This window comes from Pseudomonas sp. St386 (genome assembly GCF_018325865.1).
Lineage (GTDB): Bacteria > Pseudomonadota > Gammaproteobacteria > Pseudomonadales > Pseudomonadaceae > Aquipseudomonas > Aquipseudomonas brassicacearum.
The window spans coordinates 6,040,269-6,056,977 of sequence record NZ_AP021900.1; the positions used below are offsets into that span (position 1 = coordinate 6,040,269).

A 16,709-nucleotide genomic window follows, 5' to 3' on the forward strand; every position below is an offset into this window, starting at 1 on the left:
GCCCCCGCGACCTGATCGTTCCCACGCTCTGCGTGGGCATGCATCCCGTGACGCTCTGCGTCGCCTCGCAGAAGCGGAACGCGGAGCGTCCCTGGCGGCATTCCCACGCGGGAGCGTGAGGAACGATCGCTCACAGCCCCCGCGACCTGATCGTTCCCACGCTCTGCGTGGGCATGCATCCCGTGACGCTCTGCGTCACCCTCCCAGAAGCGGAACGCGGAGCGTCCCTGGCGGCATTCCCACGCGGAGCGTGGGAACGATCTGCACTACCGGGCTCAGACCACCGACGACAACACAAACGACGTCACGGTGTTCTCCACCCCCGGCAACGCCGAGATTTCTTTCCACACCTTGTGCACCCGCTCCGGGTTCGCCGCGCCGACGCGCAGCATCAAGTCAAACTCGCCACTCATCACATCGCACTGCAGCACTTCGGGCATGGCTTGCAAGGCCTGCAATACCTCGGCGCCGCGCATGCGGTCGTAGCGGTAGACGAAGATCACCGCGTTGATGTTCGACGACGCGTGCGCGCCCTCCCCGGTGCGCACCGTGTAGCCCTGGATCGCGCCGTCACGTTCGAGGCGTTCGATGCGTTGGCGTACGGCGTTGCGCGAGAGGTTGACCTTGGCTGCCAGTTCGGCGTGGGCGGCGCGGGCGTTGAGGCGCAGTTCGGCGATGATGCGTTCGTCGAGGGGATCGAGAATTCGCTTCATGGGGCCTCCGGTTATAGGGCGCCGAGCAGTTGATGGAGGGCACCGAGGTCGTCCGGCTGGATGCGATGAATCTGCGCCGGGCCGTGCTCGGAAACCGGGCGTTGTTGCGCCGCAATGTGGATCCCCAACTCGCCGAGCAACACCGCCGATTTGGCTGGGGAGATCTCGCCCAAGGTCACCATCGGCGCCACCAGGCTGCGCCGGTACAAGCGCGCCGCGAGCACACCGGTGGCGGTGTGTGGGTCGATGACGTAGCCGGTGTCGCGATGCAGCGAAGTGATTTCCTCCAGCGTCTGTTCATCGCTGACCGCGTACGAGTCGATGATCATCCGCGCCTGCAACCAGAACTCGTTGGCGATGGTCATTTCGCCGTGGGTTTCGAAGGTGTGCATCAGCGCGCTGACTGCTTGATCATCGTGCCCATAGAGTTCCCAGAGAAACCGTTCCAGGTTGGAAAAAATCGACAAATCCATAGCCGGCGACAGGGTCTTGCTGGCGCGCAATCGCGAGTAGTGGTTTTTCAAAAAGAACTGATGCAGCGCGTCATTCTGGTTGGTGGCAACGATCATCTGCGTGATCGGCAAGCCCATCTTCTGCGCGATGTAGCCGGCATAGACCTCGGCAAAACTCGCCGCCGGCACGCTGAAACCGATGGGCCGCTGACCGCCGCCCAGTTGCAGCACGGCGTGGAAATAAAACACCAACTGCGCCATGACGCTGACCCAGTTGCTGGAATTGAAACTGATCGCCTCATGCTGTCGGAACAGTTGGGTGACCAGGGTCTGGCATTCATCGAAACTGCCATCGACGGCCACTTGATGAACCCGCGGATGTGCCGTCGCTTGCAGGTCTTGAAGCTGGTCTTGCGGTACGCCGGCCTCGGGATAAATCACCACCACGTCGGTCTCTTCGCAGTGCTTGAAGGCCTCGATGGCGGCCAGGCCGGTGTCGCCGTTGGTGACGCCAATCACCACGGCGCGACGCCCGCGTTTGCGCAGGAAGTACTGCACCAGTCGCGCCTGCAATTGCGCGGCAAAGTCCTTCGAGGAGCGGGTCGGCCCATGGAACAATTCCAGGACCCATTCATTGCGATCCACTTGATGCAACGGCGCCAGGGAGCGATGGCTGAACTGGCTGCCGGCCTCCTTGAGCACCCGCTTGAAGTCAGCCTCGGGGATCGCCTCGCCCACGAACGGACGCATCACTCGATAGGCCAGTTCGTCGTAGGACAAGGTCGACCAGTTGGCGATGTCCTGGGGTTCGAACAGCGGCAGTTCGACGGGAACGAACAGCCCGCCGTCCTCGGCGATGGCCGACAGTACGACGCGTTCGAAGTCGACCTGCACGGTTGAATTTCGGGTACTCACATAGCGCATGGTCAGCTCCGGATAATCTTCTAAAAACCGCTTATTTAAAACGATGCGCCTGCTCCACCAGCCAGGTGGAAAACCGCGCCGCGTCCGGGTGCTGCTCGGCCCCGGAACTGCGCACCAGGTAGAACGATTCGCTGGCTTCGATGCGCTGGGCGAAGGGTTCGACCAGGCGCCCGTCGCCAAGCATGTCACTCACCATCGACGAGCGCGCCAGGGCGATGCCCTGCCCCAGTTCAGCCATGCGCAAGGTGCAGACCAGCGTGTCGAACTGCATGCCGGTCGAGGAGTCGACGCTATCGGCACCGACCATTTTCAGCCAGTAACCCCAGCCCTCTTCGTAGCCCAGCACATGCAGCAATGGATGCTTGGCCACGTCCGCCGGCACTTTCAGCGTCGCCATCAAGGCCGGCGAGCACACCGGGAACAAGGTGTCCCAGGTCAGGCGCTGCGACACCAGGCCGGGCCATTGGCCGTGGCCCCAGCGAATTTCCATGTCGTCTTCGCCATCGAGTTCCTTGACCCAGATGTTGCTGATGTAGCGGATGTCGACGTGAGGATGCGCCTGGCGAAAATCCACCAGTTTCGGCGCCAGCCAGTGCACGAAAAACGCCAGGCTGCCGCGCACCTTGATTGGCCGACGCTTGTGCTGGCCAAAGATTTCGTTGGTGCCCACCGCCAGTCGCGTGATTGCGTCCTGTACCACCGGCAGGTACGCCTGGCCTTCCTCGGTCAGGCCCAGGCCACGGGGCAAGCGCTTGAACAGCGCCACCCCCAGGTGGCTTTCCAATTGGCGGATCTGCTGGCTGACCGCGCCCTGGGTCAAGAATAATTCGTCGGCAGCGTGGGTGAAGTTCAGGCAGCGGGCCGACACTTCGAACGCCCGCAGCCAGTTCAACGGGGGCAACGTTTTTTGCTTCATGATCTGTACCTCGTTGACCCCCACGCACCGGGCACGTTTGCCCGCCCCGTCGACGCGCCTTAGAACGCGTCGGACGGTTGTGCCACGAGGGCAACCGACAAGCGTCGCTCGCGGCTTTTGCGGGTAATGTAATACACGAAGTAACACCAGGCGATGAACGGCAAGCCGAAGTACAGCGCCACTCGCTGCTCAGGGTCGAAGGCGATCCCGATACACGCCAGGCTGCAGCACACCAGCGCCCCCAGCGGCACCCACGGATAACCGCGAACGCGGAACTTGAGGTGGCGAATGTCGCCGCCGTTGGCCACATAGTGACGCCGGAAAGCGATCTGGCTCGCGGCGATGCTCATCCACACCACCACCACTGCCAGGCCGGAAATCGACACCAGCGCCAGGTAGATGGTGTCGGCGGCAAACACGCTGCTGAGCAACGACGCCGCGCCGCCGGCCATGCTGACGATGATCGCGTTGAGCGGCGTGCCCATGCGGGTCAGGGCCGAGAACTGCTTGGGCAGGTGGCCTTGGTCGCTGAGGGTCCAGAGCATCCGCGAGGCGGCGTACAACCCGGAGTTGGCCGCCGACAACAGGGCGCTGATGATCACGAAGTTCATGATGTCGGCGGAGTACGGAATGCCGATGTAGGTGAACACCGTGACGAAGGGACTTTCGACCAGACCGGCCTGCTCGCGGGGCAACAGGGTCGCCAGGACAAAAATGGTCCCGACGAAGAACACCGCCAGGCGCAGCACGGTGGTGCGGATGGCGCGTGGCACATTGCGTTGCGGGTCCTTGGTTTCACCGGCGGCGATGCCGATCAGTTCAGTGCCGGAGAACGCGAAGGACACCGCCAGCAGCGTCATCGCAATCGGCATGAAGCCGGTAGGAAAAAGTCCTTCGCGGGTGAAGTTGCTCAAGCCGATGCTGTGGGCCTGGTCGATGTTCAGCAGGCCGAGAATCGCGCCACCGCCAATCAGCAGGAACACCACCACGGTCAGCACTTTGATCAACGACAACCAGAACTCGGTCTCGGCGAACAAACGCACCGAAATCACGTTGGTGAGGAACACCACGCCGGCAAACAGCGCGCTCCAGATCCACACCGGCGTGTCGGGAAACCAGCGCGACATGAGGATGCCGGCAGCGGTGAATTCGGAACCGATCGCCACCGTCCACGTCAGCCAATACAACCAGGCCACGGTGTAGCCGGTGCCCGGGCCGAGAAACCGCGTGGCGTAGGTGCTGAACGAACCGGTTTCCGGCATCTGCACCGCCAGTTCACCCAGGCACATCATCACCATGTAGACCATGAGCGCGCCAATGATGTAGGCGATCACCGCGCCCATGGGGCCGGCCTGGTTAACGGTATACCCAGACGTGAGAAACAGCCCGGTACCAATGACGCCACCTAATGCCAACATGACAATATGGCGCGTCTGCATTTCCTGTTTAAAACCGGCACGCGAATTAAGTTGTTGTTCTTTTATGGACATGGTTGTTCTCATGAAAGTTGTTAGGGCGCGCATTGACGTCCGCGACAAGTTATTGGGCAGAGTAAAAGTGCATCGCCACTAAGCTTTATTATTATTCCTATTCATGAACGCCCCACTCACGGCCTTGTGGTGGGGTACCAACTTTCAAACTTCAGTTTGCGGTCTCGATATGCACTTCATTGAGCTGCGGATTGAGGGTCTTCTTGACGAAGGCGAAGGCCTGTTTCAGATCGTCCAATAGATCGTCGGTGTCTTCGATGCCGACCGAAACCCGCACCAGGCCTTCGGAGATACCCAGGGCCAGGCGTTCTTCCAAGGTGTTCTCGACATGGCTGGTGGTGCGGGCCGGGCCGTAGATGGTTTCCACAGCACCCAGGTTGCCCGCGCAATGGGCGAAGCGCAGGCGCGGCAGCAGCAATTTGACCGTGTCCATGCCACCGACCAGGACAAAACTGACGATGGCGCCGAAACCGGACATCTGCGCGCAAGCCACGGCGTGGTTCGGGTGGCTCGGCAAGCCGGGATAATTCACCGCCTCCACCAGCGGTTCGGTGCAGAGGAATTCGGCCAGGGCCCGGGCGCTGTGTTGTTGCTGGCGCATGCGCAGCGCCAGGGTCTTCATGCCACGGATGATCAGGTAGGCCGAGAACGGGTCGAGGCTCGCGCCGTTGATTTCCCGGTAATGCCGCACCTGGGCCATCAAGGCTTCGCTGCCACACACCAGGCCACCGAGCACGTCGCCATGGCCGCTGAGGAACTTGGTCGCGCTATGAATCACCACGTCCACCCCCAAGGCCAGCGGGCTCTGGTTCAGCGGTGTGGCGAAAGTGTTATCGGCCACGACCACGGCGCCGACACGCTTGGCCGCTGCCACCAGGCGCGGGATGTCGAGGATTTTCAGGGTGGGGTTGGTGGGGGTTTCCAGGTAGAGCACCTGGCAACCCTTGGCGATTTCACGCTCCAGATCGTCGTGATCGAAGGTCTCGCACAAGGTCACCGCCACGCCGGTGCGCGGCAGGAACTCTTCGAAGATCTTGTTGGTGCCGCCGTAACTGTCCTTGGTCGACACCACGCGATCGCCGTGGGCCAGAAAGGTGTAGAGCACGCTGCTGATCGCCGCCATGCCGCTGCTGAAGGCCACGGCGGACTCGGCCATTTCCAGCTCGCGAATCTTGGCTTCGAGGGTCTCGACGGTCGGGTTGCTCATGCGGCTGTAGATAAAACCGGGGGCCTTGCCCAAGGCGACGTCGTACCAGACATCGATGTCGTCGTAACCGTACGCGGCGCTGGCCACGATAGGGGTTTGCGTGGCGTTGTAGGGGTGCCTGACTTGCTCCCCACCCCAAACCGCCCGGGTCCCTGCTCCCGCGTTATCAAGCCCTGTGCTGTCAGGTTTATTGTTCATTGAGGCTACTCACACTGAGGGGGTGGACGTTGAGCCATCCACCGAATCTGAGGGCCAATATAGGGAAAAGCCGCGCGCCCGAGAAACGATGTTATCGGTGCCAAAGGGGTGGTTTTTTTAATGGCTGAGTGCGAAGCAGCAACCTGCAAGTCACTGATAAACCTGTGGGAGCGAGCTTGCTCGCGATGACGGTGGCTCAGCCAACATTAATATCGACTGACACCCCCATCTCCTCCTAATACCCGACCAACACCCTGCTATCGAAGGGGAGGCGCCAACCTATAAACACCGCGCCATCAGCCATTGCTCTTTTCCCCAAGCCTCAAAGCGCTCCAGCACGTCCCAACCCAGCTTGGCGTAATAATCACGTTGGCTGTGGGTGTGCAGGAACAAGGTGATGATTCCAGCCTCTCGCGCATGGCTGCAGATGCCTTCGATCAACTGCGCTGCAAGCCCTCTGCGTCGAGCCTCTGGGGTGATGAACACACACGCCAGCCATGGGCCCAGCTCTGGCCGGTCAGGCAGGTCGTGGCTGGCCAGTGAAGCGCCGCCGAGCAACTGGTCGTGTTCCATGGCGATCAGGCACTTCCAGCGGCCATCGTGCTGCCCCGCAGCGAATTCCTGCTGCCAACTGGCGAGCGATTGCTGGGCAAATTCATAACTGAATTCCCGATGGAGCCACTCGGCCATCTGGTCGCTTTTATCCATGTGGTTAGTGAGCCAATCCATTTGCAGCATTTGAAACACTCCTTGTATTTAGTCAGCCGGCCACTGACCCGCTTTGCTCGAAAGAAGACACCCGCGTGCAGAATCCCTTAACCCGTTTATGATCCGAGAGTTTCACAGTGTCCGAATCAACGCTTCGGCGTGCAGACGAAACACGACATAAGCTTCATCAAAGCTCGGGCGGACATTGCCAAAAATCAGCGGCATGAGCTTCGCGTCGTACTGGCTACGAATCAGCGCATCCGAACTCGCCTGATGGAGAGCGCTCCGCATGACATCTCCCGGATCGTCAGCAAATGGAGGAAACTGCCGACCAAATTCGAGCGCATCAAACTCCACCAGACGTTTGAAACCGAGAGCGGCTCGTTCGCCAACAGCGGGATCGCCACGGCTTATGCAGTAAACATCATAGATATGCCGCACCAATGTATCGTCCCATGGCTGGAGCATGGCTCCGGCTTGGTGTTGGGCATAGCGGCGAAGAAACGAAATGACTTTCTCCGCAAGCGTTTCCTCAACCGCTACGCAGGCAATATCGTCCAATCGCCCAGACCTTGCGGCGAGTCGATTGACCAGGTATTCCAGCGGCTGCTGAGTCACTTCAAACTGTGGGATTCGCGCAGTCAGCTCAAGACTTAGATAAGGGCGCAAACTGGTGTCGTGAGGGTATTGCGGGGCATATTGCCAACGACTGGCGAAGTATCGGTTTTCATTCCGGGCAACACGCGCTTCTACGATTTCCTCAAAACCGAGACCGGCGAGGACATGACAGACCTGAGCTTTCAGGTTGCTGAGATGCCGCTTCTGAGCCGAGGCACTTAACGCATCAGGCTCGTCCAAAACGATCTTTAAGTCGACGTCCTCAGACATACGCTCGATCAGTTGGTAAGCCTTCGATAGGCTTGTACCACCGCAAAACACCAGGCGAACACCTGGAAACCGCATCCCCATCAGAGCTTGCAAAGCATCCGTCACGTGGACGTCTTTTTCCAGGATGCTAGCCGTAAGTAATCCGACATCAACCTCAGCCAACACCGCATCGATTAACTCGACCTGTTCAGGCGTGATGATTTTCATAAACGACGTACCGACCACCGAAGCCGAGCTTGCGATTAATACGCCGTGACCCCGTGTCAAAAACGATGCCGGCGGGTAGCTGCAAGCTATCGCTGGCGTTGTATTCACGCACTGCGCGTCCCGCCGTGATCTTCACGCCAAGCTTTTGCAGAACCAAAGGTGCCAGGACTTCAAGGGGGCGAACCGGTATCGGCTTGCCCGTAAGGACACTGGCCTTGGCCTTTGCGAACACACCCACGCCGAGCTTGACCAGTACGCCGTTGGCCACCAGATGACGCAGCGCTCGGGATACCTGCGCGGGGCTGCCAAAGTCGGAAAACTCGGAGCGTAGAAACACATCGTCCTTTCGCAAGGCGATTGATCTTTTAAGCCGCTCTTCGATAACCATGGCTTACCTCCCGGCAGCACCTAACAAAAAATAACTCTCAACAGATTGTTTTATAAGGAGATTTTAATACAAATAGTGCTCACAATTTGCTCAGTATAAATCAGAGTCAAAACATCGGCCAATGCAGCCTTGAAACAGGATCGCATGCACAGCGCACTATTCATTTCAGACACAAAACCTGTGGGAGCGAGCTTGCTCGCGAATGCGCTGGGTCAGCCGCCATGGATGTTGACTGAAACACCGCATTCGCGAGCAAGCTCGCTCCCACATTGGCTATTTCTTGCACAGGTCATTGGTTTTAGATGCCTACCCGCGCGCATTCTCGAGAAATACCCGCCTGCAACCCTTCAACCTATCGTAATCTCGCACCTGTATAAGCCCAGCCCCGCAACCGGCCGAGATCTCACCCCGATGCCCTCCATCTACCAACTCAAGCCCGCCTTTCAAAACCTGCTGCGCCCCATGGTTCAACGCCTCTACAACAACGGTGTCACCGCCAACCAGGTCACGGTGCTCGCCGGCATCGTTTCAGTCCTGGTCGGTGCGGTCATCGCCTGGTTTGCCAACCATCCGTGGATCTTCGTCCTGGTGCCGATCTGGATGATCCTGCGCATGGCGTTGAATGCCGTGGACGGCATGTTGGCGCGGGAGTTTGGTCAGCAATCGCATCTGGGCGCCTACCTCAATGAGCTATGCGATATCATCGCCGACGCTGCCCTGATCCTGCCTTTTGCCCTGTTTGCCGATACCAGTCTGTTGCTCGTGTTGTTGGTCACGCTGTTGGCGCTGTTCAGCGAATACGCCGGCGTGCTCGGGGCGATGGTGGGGGCTTCGCGGCGGTATGACGGGCCGATGGGCAAGAGTGATCGCGCCTTTGTGTTGGGCGTGCTGGCGACCGGCATTGCCCTGGGTTGGCTCGGGGCGCTCTGGGTAGATGGTGTGATGGCGGTGGTTGCCGCCCTGCTGGTTTATACCTTGGTCAATCGGGTCCGTCATGGCCTGAGCCAAGTGAAGGAAAACGCTCCCTCAGCATAAAGGAACTTGCAATGCGCGAAGCCCAGGAACTGACGTTCACCACCCACGATGGCGTGGAGTTGTTCTACCGGCACTGGCCGGCTGTCGACGCGGCGGCGGGTGAGCCCCGCCAGGCTGTGTTGTTGTTTCATCGCGGTCATGAACACTCCGGGCGCATTGCGCACCTGGTGGATGAACTGGACCTGCCCGGGTTCGACTTCTTTGCCTGGGACGCACGCGGCCATGGCCAGTCGCCTGGCGAACGAGGCGACAGCCCGAGCTTTGCCGCCAGTGCGCGGGATGTGCAGACCTTCTGCGATCACATCGGCGTGGCGCATCAGATCGACGAAGCAAACATCGCCGTGGTCGCACAAAGTGTCGGCGCGGTGATCGCGTCCACCTGGGTCCACGACTACGCGCCGCGCATTCGCTCGCTGGTGCTGGCGTCGCCGGCGTTCAAGGTCAAGCTCTACGTGCCATTCGCCCGTCCGGGCCTGGCGCTGATGCGCAAGTTGCGTGGCAACTTCTTCGTCAACAGCTACGTCAAGGCGAAATTCCTCAGCCATGACCCGGAGCGCGTGGCGTCCTACGACAGCGACCCGTTGATCACCAAGGCCATTTCGGTGAACGTGCTGCTGGGCCTGTACGAAGCCGCCGACCGCGTGGTGGCCGATGCCCAGGCGATCCAGGTGCCAACGCAGTTGTTGATCTCCGGCTCGGACTTTGTCGTGCACCGCAAACCCCAGGAGCAGTTCTTCGAGCGCCTGGGCAGCCTGCACAAAGAGAAGCACATCCTGCCGGGTTTCTTCCACGACACCCTCGGCGAGAAGAACCGCGCGCCGGCCGTTGCCAGTGCCCGCCGCTTTATCCTGCAGAACTTTGCCCGACCGCTGGACCGCCCTTCCCTGCTCGACGCCGATCGCCTGGGCGCGACCTGCGCCGAAGCCGAAACCCTGGCAACGCCGCTGCCGCACAACTCGTTGCGCGACCTCTACTGGCGCATGACCCGCGCCAGCATGCGCTTTGGCAGCAAGTTGTCGGCCGGGGTGAAGCTGGGCTTCGACACCGGGTTCGACTCCGGCAGTACCCTGGATTACGTCTACCGCAACCGCCCCACCGGCACCTCGGCGCTGGGCAAGATGATTGACCAGAATTACCTGAACTCCATCGGCTGGCGCGGCATTCGCCAGCGCAAGCTGAACGTCGAGGAGCTGCTGCGCCTGGCGATGGCCGAATTGCGCGCCCAAGATCGCGAGGTGCGCATCGTCGACATCGCCGCCGGCCATGGCCGCTACATTCTTGAAGCGCTGCAAGGCGTCAGCCCGTTGCCCGAGTCGATCCTGCTGCGCGACTACAGCGACATCAACGTGCGCGACGGCAGTGCGCTGATCGTGGAAAAAGGCTTGGGCGATATCGCCCGATTCGTCAAAGGCGATGCCTTCGACCGCCAGGATCTGGCAGCGTTGGAACCGAAACCAACCCTCGCCGTGGTGTCGGGCCTGTACGAGTTGTTTGCCGACAACCAACTGGTCGGTGGCTCCCTCGCCGGCCTGGCCGAAGCCGTGGAGCCTGGCGGTTTCCTGGTCTACACCGGCCAGCCGTGGCACCCGCAACTGGAGCTGATCGCCCGTGCCCTCACCAGCCACCGCGCAGGTCAGGCCTGGGTGATGCGTCGACGCACCCAGGCAGAGATGGATCAATTGGTTGAGGCGGCGGGCTTCCGCAAGATCACCCTGCGGGTCGATGAATGGGGCATTTTCAGCGTTTCGCTGGCCCAGCGAGTGCAGTAATGAGCGCCGTCATCGCCCCGGCCCGCGAGCCCGCACTGCTGAAACCGGCGGTGCTGTGGCTGCTGTTGCTGGCGCCGCTGTTCTTCACCACCTATGGCTTCGCCACCTGGGTCACGTCCCAGCGTGACGACGTCGGCACGCTGGTGTTCGCCTGGGAAAGCCACATGCCGTTCATGGCCTGGACCATCGTGCCTTACTGGTCGATTGATCTGCTGTACGGCCTGTCCTTGCTGTTGCCCACCAGCCGCGAAGAACTCAAGCGCCACGCCTTGCGCCTGCTCACGGCCCAGGCGATTGCGGTCAGTTGCTTCCTGCTCTGGCCGTTGCGCTTCACCTTCCCCCGTCCGGAAATGGACGGGGTGTTCGGTTGGTTGTTCGAAGTGCTGGCGGGTTTCGACAAGCCGTTCAACCAGGCGCCGTCGCTGCACATCGCGTTGCTGGTGGTGCTGTGGGTCTGTTATCAGCGGCATCTGCAGGGCTTCTGGCGCTGGGTGATGCACGGTTGGTTCGCGTTGATCGGCGTGTCGGTGCTGACCACTTATCAACATCACTTCATTGACCTGCCCACGGGCGCGCTGGCCGGTTGGCTGTGTGTCTGGCTGTGGCCGCTGGACCGTCCGAGTCCGCTGCTGAGTGCGCGGCTGGCGGTAGATCCTGCCCGCCGACGCTTGGCCTTGCGTTATGGCTTGGGCGCGGCGGCGCTGTTCATCCCGGCGTTTGCCTTCGGCGGCGCGTGGCTCTGGCTGATCTGGCCGGCGGTCGCGGTGCTCATGGTGGCGCTGAATTACCTGTTGTTCGGTGCCGACGGTTTCCAGAAGCGTGCCGACGGCCGCTTGAGTCCGGCGGCGCGTTGGTTGCTGGCGCCTTATCTGGCGGCGGCGTGGATCAATTCGCGCAGTTGGACGCGCAGGCATCCGCAGCCGGACCAGGTGGCGGATAACGTCTGGCTGGGGCGCATCCCCACGCCGATGGAGCTGAAGGACAGTGCGTTTACCGGGGTGCTCGACCTCTGCGCAGAACTGTCCATGGACAGCACGGGCGTCGCCTATCGCTCATTGCCGGTGCTCGACCTGACCGCTCCGACCGCCGAGCAATGCCTGAAAGCGGCAGAAGCCATCGAAAGCCTGCGCCAGCACGGACCGGTGCTGGTCTGCTGCGCCCTGGGTTATTCGCGCAGCGCCACGGCGGTAGTTGCCTGGTTGTTGCACAGTGGGCGGGCAGCGAACGTTGACGCGGCGATCGTGCAAATCCAGCGCGCTCGACCGCGTATCGTCTTGCACGCGGCGCACCGTCGCGCGCTGGAACAGTTATCCACAGCACAGGGGGAATATCCATGATCACTGATATGGAGCTCCACACCGTGGCGAGTCTGTTGCGCCGGGGCCATTCGCTGGATCAGCTGTCCACCGGGCTGACGCTGCTGGCAGCGCTGGTAGGACTGGGCCAATGGCTGGTGGGCGTTATCGATCCGTGGTTGCTGCTGTTGAGTGCCGTACTGATCGTCCTCGGCGTGCTGGAGAAATACTGGGCGCTGCGCGTGGCATTCGATGCCGATCTGTTCCAGCGCATGGCTGACAGCACCCAATCCCTGGCCGAACGCACCTATACCTTGGACCAGGCCCTCACCTCGCTGGGCCTGCAACCGGCCGCACGTGCAGGCCGTCTGTGGACCGAACGCCGGCACGGCGCGTTGTTGCTGCTGCGCCGGCAATCGCGGTTGCTGGCTGCACAAGTTGTCTTGACGCTGGGCTTCATCCTGGCCAGTCCCTGGCTAGCTTTCTCAGGATAAGGAATCCTCATGTTCGAACCCGTGGTCGCCAACCTCATCACCTCCGCCGCCCGCATGGTCACGGGCGCTCGCAGCCTGTGGCTCGGCTGCGCGCCGACGCCGGTGCAGCGGATCTACTTCGCCAACCACAGCAGCCACGGTGACTTCGTGTTGCTCTGGGCCTCGCTGCCGCCGGCGCTACGCAAGCTCACCCGCCCGGTGGCGGGAGCCGACTATTGGCAAACCAGCCCGGTGCGGCGCTACATCATCAACCGGGTGTTCAACGGCGTGCTGGTGGACCGCGAGCGCAAGGATCCTTCCTACAGCCCATTGCAGCCGATGCTCGATGCGCTGGAAAACGGCGACTCGCTGATCATCTTTCCGGAAGGCACGCGCAATCCGGAGGAAGGCTTGTTGCCCTTCAAGAGCGGGATCTATCACTTGATGAAGAATCACCCCGAGGTCGAGGTGATCCCGGTGTGGATCGCCAACCTCAACCGCGTCATGCCCAAAGGTCGGGTACTGCCTCTGCCGCTGTTATGCACCACCAGTTTCGGCGCGCCGCTGTGCATCGAAGAAGGTGAAAGCAAAGAGCAATTTCTTGAACGCAGCCGCGCCGCGCTGCTGGCACTGGCCCCGGAGCACGTCTGACATGGATCGATATACCCTGATGTTGTTTGGCGGGATCGGCGCCATTCTGGTGCTGGCTTCGTTGATCGGTTTCATTCTCAGGCTGCGGACCAAAGGCGCGCCGAATTCCGTCATCGACAACCTCAATGCGCGGATCAATGCCTGGTGGATCATGGTGCTGGTGATCGGCATCGCGTTCTGGCTCGGCAACGCGGCGGTGATCCTGTTGTTCTACGCGGTGTCGTTCTACGCCCTGCGAGAATTCCTGACCCTGACACCGACCCGGCGCAGTGATTATCCGGCCCTGGTGGCCGCGTTCTACCTGGCGCTGCCGCTGCAATACCTGTTGATCTACTACGACTGGTACGGGCTGTTTTCGATCTTCATCCCGGTGTATGTGTTCCTGCTGCTGCCGATCCTGGCGTCTCTGGGCGGCGACAGCACGCACTTCCTGGAGCGCGCTTCCAAGGTTCAGTGGGGCTTGATGATCGCGGTGTTCTGCATCTCCTTCGTCCCGGCCCTGCTGACGTTGGACATCGCCGGTTTCGAAGGGCGCAACCTGTTGCTGATCGCGTATCTGGTGATCGTGGTGCAGCTCTCGGATGTGTTGCAGTACGTCTGCGGCAAGCTGTTCGGCAAACACAAGATCGCGCCGAACCTGTCGCCCTCGAAAACCGTGGAAGGGTTTGTCGGCGGCATTTTCCTGGCCTCGCTGATCGGTGGCGCGCTGTGGTGGATCACGCCGTTCAATCCCTGGCAGTCGTTCCTCATCGCCTTGCTGATCAACTTGCTGGGGTTCGCTGGCGGCATCGTCATGTCAGCGATCAAGCGCGACCGCGGCGTCAAGGACTGGGGCCATATGATCGAAGGCCACGGCGGCATGCTCGACCGGTTGGACTCGGTCTGCTTCGCGGCGCCGATCTTCTTCCACCTGGTGCGGTACTGGTGGACCTGAAAAAGCCTGTGACGAACACCTAAACCTGTGGGAGCGAGCTTGCTCGCGATAGGGCCAGGTCAGTCAACATCGATGTTGACTGGTCCACCGCCATCGCGAGCAAGCTCGCTCCCACAGGGGTTTGGGTGTGGAGGGAGAATCAGTCGAGGATCAGGTGCGGCAAGAACCGGCTTGAATCCTTGGTGATCAGGCTGTTGTCTTCCCGCACGCCAATGCCGGCGGCCTGGTCGCCGATGACCCAGGAGCCGATCAGGGTGTAGCTGTCGCCAAAGCGTGGCAGTGGCGCGAATTCCTGGAGGATGAATGGGGCGTCGGTGTAGGGGCCGTCTTCTTTTACGATCAGGCCATCAGCGGTCTGCAGCTCGATGTTGGCACCTTCCCGGGAAAAGAACGGCTTGCGCACCCAGCCCTTGGGCACCGCTTTGCTCGTGTCGGTATCCAGGTGGGCCGCGAGCAGGTTCGGATGGCCTTTATTGAATTCCCACAGCAGCGGCAGGATGCCTTTGTTCGAGATGATCGACTTCCAGGCCGGCTCGAAAAACTGCGTATCGCACTGGGCAATCGCTTCACCAAACGGCTCGTGGAAGATGAACTCCCAGGCATGCAGCTTGAACAGGTGCGGAATCCAGCGTTCTTCCAGGTCAACAAAACGCCCGTCACTGTTGAGGCCGATGTCTTCGATATCGATGTGCCGCGATTCAATGCCGACTTTTTCCGCGATCAGGCGCAAGTAGTCCGTGGTGCCCTTGTCTTCCACCGAGCCTTTCATCGAGGCGAAATAAAATGGCTCTTTGAGCTGCAACTGGGCAAAGGCCTGGTGCAGCTTGGTGTCGATGCTGTTGAACTGGTCCGCATGCTTGGGCAGCAAACCGCGCTCGATGCATTGCTCCAGCCAACCCCACTGGAACGCCGCGGCCTCATAGAGGCTGGTCGGCGTGTCGTAGTTGAGTTCCAGCAGCTTGGCCGGGCCCGTGCCGTTGTAGGAGAAATCCATGCGCCCGTACAGGTGCGGGTGACCTTCGAGCCATGAAGTGCGCACCAGGTCGAAGAACGGCGCGGGAATGCTCAGGCGCTCCAGCAATTCTTCGCTCTGGACCACGCGGGCCACGAGGTCCATGCACATCTCATGGATCTCGCTGGTCGGGTCTTCCAGGTCGTCCTCGATCTGCTTGAGGGTGAACTGGTAGTACGCGCTTTCGTCCCAATAGGGCTCGTCGTCGATGGTGTGGAACAGAAAGCCGAGCTGCTCGGCGGTCTGTTTCCAGTCATGACGTTCTGCGCAATGGATCTTCTTCATGGCGCTGGTTCCTCAACCGCCGGAGCTGCTCGAACCGCCCCAACCGCTGCGGGCACTGGACTGGCTGCCGAAGCCACCGCGAGACGTGGACGAAGCGACGGACATCGCCTTGCTGCTCTTGACGGAGTCGGTGTAGCTGCCATACCGCGCCTGGTTGGACTTGGTAAAGGTCGAGCCACTGGACACCCGCTGGCTGAGCGTCGAGGACCCGAAGTTGCCGCGATCATCACGGTAACGGTAGACCGGCTCGGAGTAATAACTGCTGCGGTGGCCGCTCAACATGTTGCCGATCAGCATGCCGGTCAGCAGGTTGCCGAAGCCTGAACCACCCACGTTCGCTTCCGAAGCCGGCAATTGAGCCCGGGCGGCGTCGACCTCGGTTTGCGTGACCTCGCCATCGGCGCTCAACTCGAAACCGCCCAGCTTGGGGATGAACTTGCCGGCCGAGTCCTGCTGGCACCAATCGGGAACAAAGTCGGCATCGCAATCGGCCTGGCTGTCGTATACCGGGGCAATGCGACGATGCTCAGACAAGGCGCTCATGTAGGCGTTGGAACAAATGTCCACCGGCAGCTTTTCATCGACACATTGCTGGACGGACTGGAAGTTGTACTTCTTCTGCAACTTGTAGGTTTTTTCCGTTGGCCCGCAGCCGGATATCGCCAGGGCGACCGACGCGGCCAGCGAAAGCTGGACGTACTTGCTTCGTTTCATCGGGTTCTCCGTGGCGCAATCAGTTCGTGGAAGGCGTCATGCACGCGGCGTTCAACATGCCGACGCTGATGGCCACGGCAGCGATGTAGATACCGGCGGCGATTTCACCGTTCTTGATGCGCGCGGAAGCGCCCTTGAGCACCAGGCTGGTCACCAGGAACGCCAACAACTGAACGACAGCGGCGATCACTGCCCAGACGACGAAATCCAGCAGGCTGATCGAGTAGGCAATCACGTTGCTGGCCGGGATGGCGAAACCAATGAGGGCACCGCTCAGGGCGATGGCCGCAGCCACGTTGCCCGAACGGATCAGTTCGAACTCTTTGTGTGGCGTGACATGGATGTAGATGAACTGAAACAGCGCGAACAGCACCGCGGCGCCGAGGATGTACAGGACGAAGCCGAACACGGCGGCCTTGTTCAGGGAAATGGAGAGCGCTTCAAGCATGG

Annotated in this window: 17 protein-coding genes; 6 read left to right on the plus strand and 11 right to left on the minus strand. The window is 61.0% G+C overall.

From position 1 onward, the window contains the following. Window positions 1-275: 275 nt before the first annotated feature. The 8 genes from KI235_RS26750 to KI235_RS26785 all read right to left on the minus strand — a co-directional run bounded on the left by KI235_RS26750 (window position 276) and on the right by KI235_RS26785 (window position 8,091). The gene (locus tag KI235_RS26750) at window positions 276-713 is read right to left on the minus strand and encodes an Lrp/AsnC family transcriptional regulator (protein ID WP_003205952.1); all 438 of its coding nucleotides are present in this window, start codon (window positions 711-713) and stop codon (window positions 276-278) included. Between the two features lie 11 nt (window positions 714-724). Next, window positions 725-2,089, minus strand: a complete 1,365-nt coding sequence (thrC, locus tag KI235_RS26755) for a threonine synthase (protein ID WP_212795374.1) — start codon at window positions 2,087-2,089, stop codon at window positions 725-727. Between the two features lie 31 nt (window positions 2,090-2,120). Then, window positions 2,121-3,005: a LysR substrate-binding domain-containing protein gene (locus KI235_RS26760; protein ID WP_003205954.1), complete on the minus strand. Its 885-nt coding sequence runs from the start codon at window positions 3,003-3,005 to the stop codon at window positions 2,121-2,123. 59 nt (window positions 3,006-3,064) lie between these two features. After that, on the minus strand, window positions 3,065-4,495 hold the full coding sequence (locus KI235_RS26765) for an amino acid permease (protein WP_003205955.1): 1,431 nt from the start codon (window positions 4,493-4,495) through the stop codon (window positions 3,065-3,067). A gap of 151 nt (window positions 4,496-4,646) precedes the next feature. Continuing rightward, window positions 4,647-5,900: a cystathionine gamma-synthase family protein gene (locus KI235_RS26770; protein WP_003205956.1), complete on the minus strand. Its 1,254-nt coding sequence runs from the start codon at window positions 5,898-5,900 to the stop codon at window positions 4,647-4,649. A 279-nt stretch (window positions 5,901-6,179) separates the two neighbouring features. Then, window positions 6,180-6,638 carry a GNAT family N-acetyltransferase gene (locus KI235_RS26775; protein ID WP_039014068.1) on the minus strand — a complete coding sequence of 153 codons (459 nt, stop codon included), beginning with the start codon at window positions 6,636-6,638 and terminating at the stop codon, window positions 6,180-6,182. Between the two features lie 102 nt (window positions 6,639-6,740). Beyond that, on the minus strand, window positions 6,741-7,703 hold the full coding sequence (locus KI235_RS26780; protein ID WP_027912225.1) for a nucleotidyl transferase AbiEii/AbiGii toxin family protein: 963 nt from the start codon (window positions 7,701-7,703) through the stop codon (window positions 6,741-6,743). Then, complete coding sequence (locus tag KI235_RS26785) at window positions 7,684-8,091, minus strand: DUF6088 family protein (RefSeq protein WP_003205962.1); 408 nt, start codon at window positions 8,089-8,091, stop codon at window positions 7,684-7,686. Before KI235_RS26785 ends, KI235_RS26780 begins: the two co-directional genes overlap by 20 nt. Before the next feature lie 411 nt (window positions 8,092-8,502). On the opposite strand from KI235_RS26785, the gene KI235_RS26790 reads away from it, so the two are divergent. From KI235_RS26790 to KI235_RS26815, 6 genes are read left to right on the plus strand one after another with little or no spacing between them, the layout of a single operon-like run. Further along, complete coding sequence (locus KI235_RS26790; RefSeq protein WP_027912226.1) at window positions 8,503-9,126, plus strand: CDP-alcohol phosphatidyltransferase family protein; 624 nt, start codon at window positions 8,503-8,505, stop codon at window positions 9,124-9,126. Window positions 9,127-9,137: 11 nt separating this feature from the next. Next, entirely contained in the window at window positions 9,138-10,895 is a 1,758-nt protein-coding gene (locus KI235_RS26795; RefSeq protein ID WP_003205966.1) for a bifunctional alpha/beta hydrolase/class I SAM-dependent methyltransferase, read from the plus strand. Beyond that, the gene (locus KI235_RS26800) at window positions 10,895-12,232 is read left to right on the plus strand and encodes a phosphatase PAP2/dual specificity phosphatase family protein (protein WP_053163456.1); all 1,338 of its coding nucleotides are present in this window, start codon (window positions 10,895-10,897) and stop codon (window positions 12,230-12,232) included. Before KI235_RS26795 ends, KI235_RS26800 begins: the two co-directional genes overlap by 1 nt. Beyond that, entirely contained in the window at window positions 12,229-12,684 is a 456-nt protein-coding gene (locus KI235_RS26805) for a hypothetical protein (protein WP_013694301.1), read from the plus strand. Before KI235_RS26800 ends, KI235_RS26805 begins: the two co-directional genes overlap by 4 nt. Before the next feature lie 9 nt (window positions 12,685-12,693). Beyond that, the gene (locus KI235_RS26810) at window positions 12,694-13,314 is read left to right on the plus strand and encodes a lysophospholipid acyltransferase family protein (protein ID WP_003205972.1); all 621 of its coding nucleotides are present in this window, start codon (window positions 12,694-12,696) and stop codon (window positions 13,312-13,314) included. 1 nt (window position 13,315) lies between these two features. Next, complete coding sequence (locus KI235_RS26815) at window positions 13,316-14,248, plus strand: phosphatidate cytidylyltransferase (RefSeq protein WP_003205974.1); 933 nt, start codon at window positions 13,316-13,318, stop codon at window positions 14,246-14,248. 139 nt (window positions 14,249-14,387) lie between these two features. On the opposite strand, the gene KI235_RS26820 is transcribed toward KI235_RS26815, so the two are convergent. The 3 genes from KI235_RS26820 to KI235_RS26830 are packed head-to-tail and all read right to left on the minus strand — an operon-like array spanning window position 14,388 to window position 16,707. Beyond that, complete coding sequence (locus tag KI235_RS26820) at window positions 14,388-15,545, minus strand: glutathionylspermidine synthase family protein (protein WP_003205976.1); 1,158 nt, start codon at window positions 15,543-15,545, stop codon at window positions 14,388-14,390. A gap of 12 nt (window positions 15,546-15,557) precedes the next feature. Next, the gene (locus KI235_RS26825; protein WP_003205979.1) at window positions 15,558-16,259 is read right to left on the minus strand and encodes a DUF1190 domain-containing protein; all 702 of its coding nucleotides are present in this window, start codon (window positions 16,257-16,259) and stop codon (window positions 15,558-15,560) included. 19 nt (window positions 16,260-16,278) lie between these two features. Beyond that, entirely contained in the window at window positions 16,279-16,707 is a 429-nt protein-coding gene (locus KI235_RS26830) for a DUF350 domain-containing protein (RefSeq protein WP_003205981.1), read from the minus strand. Between the last annotated feature and the right edge of the window lie 2 nt (window positions 16,708-16,709).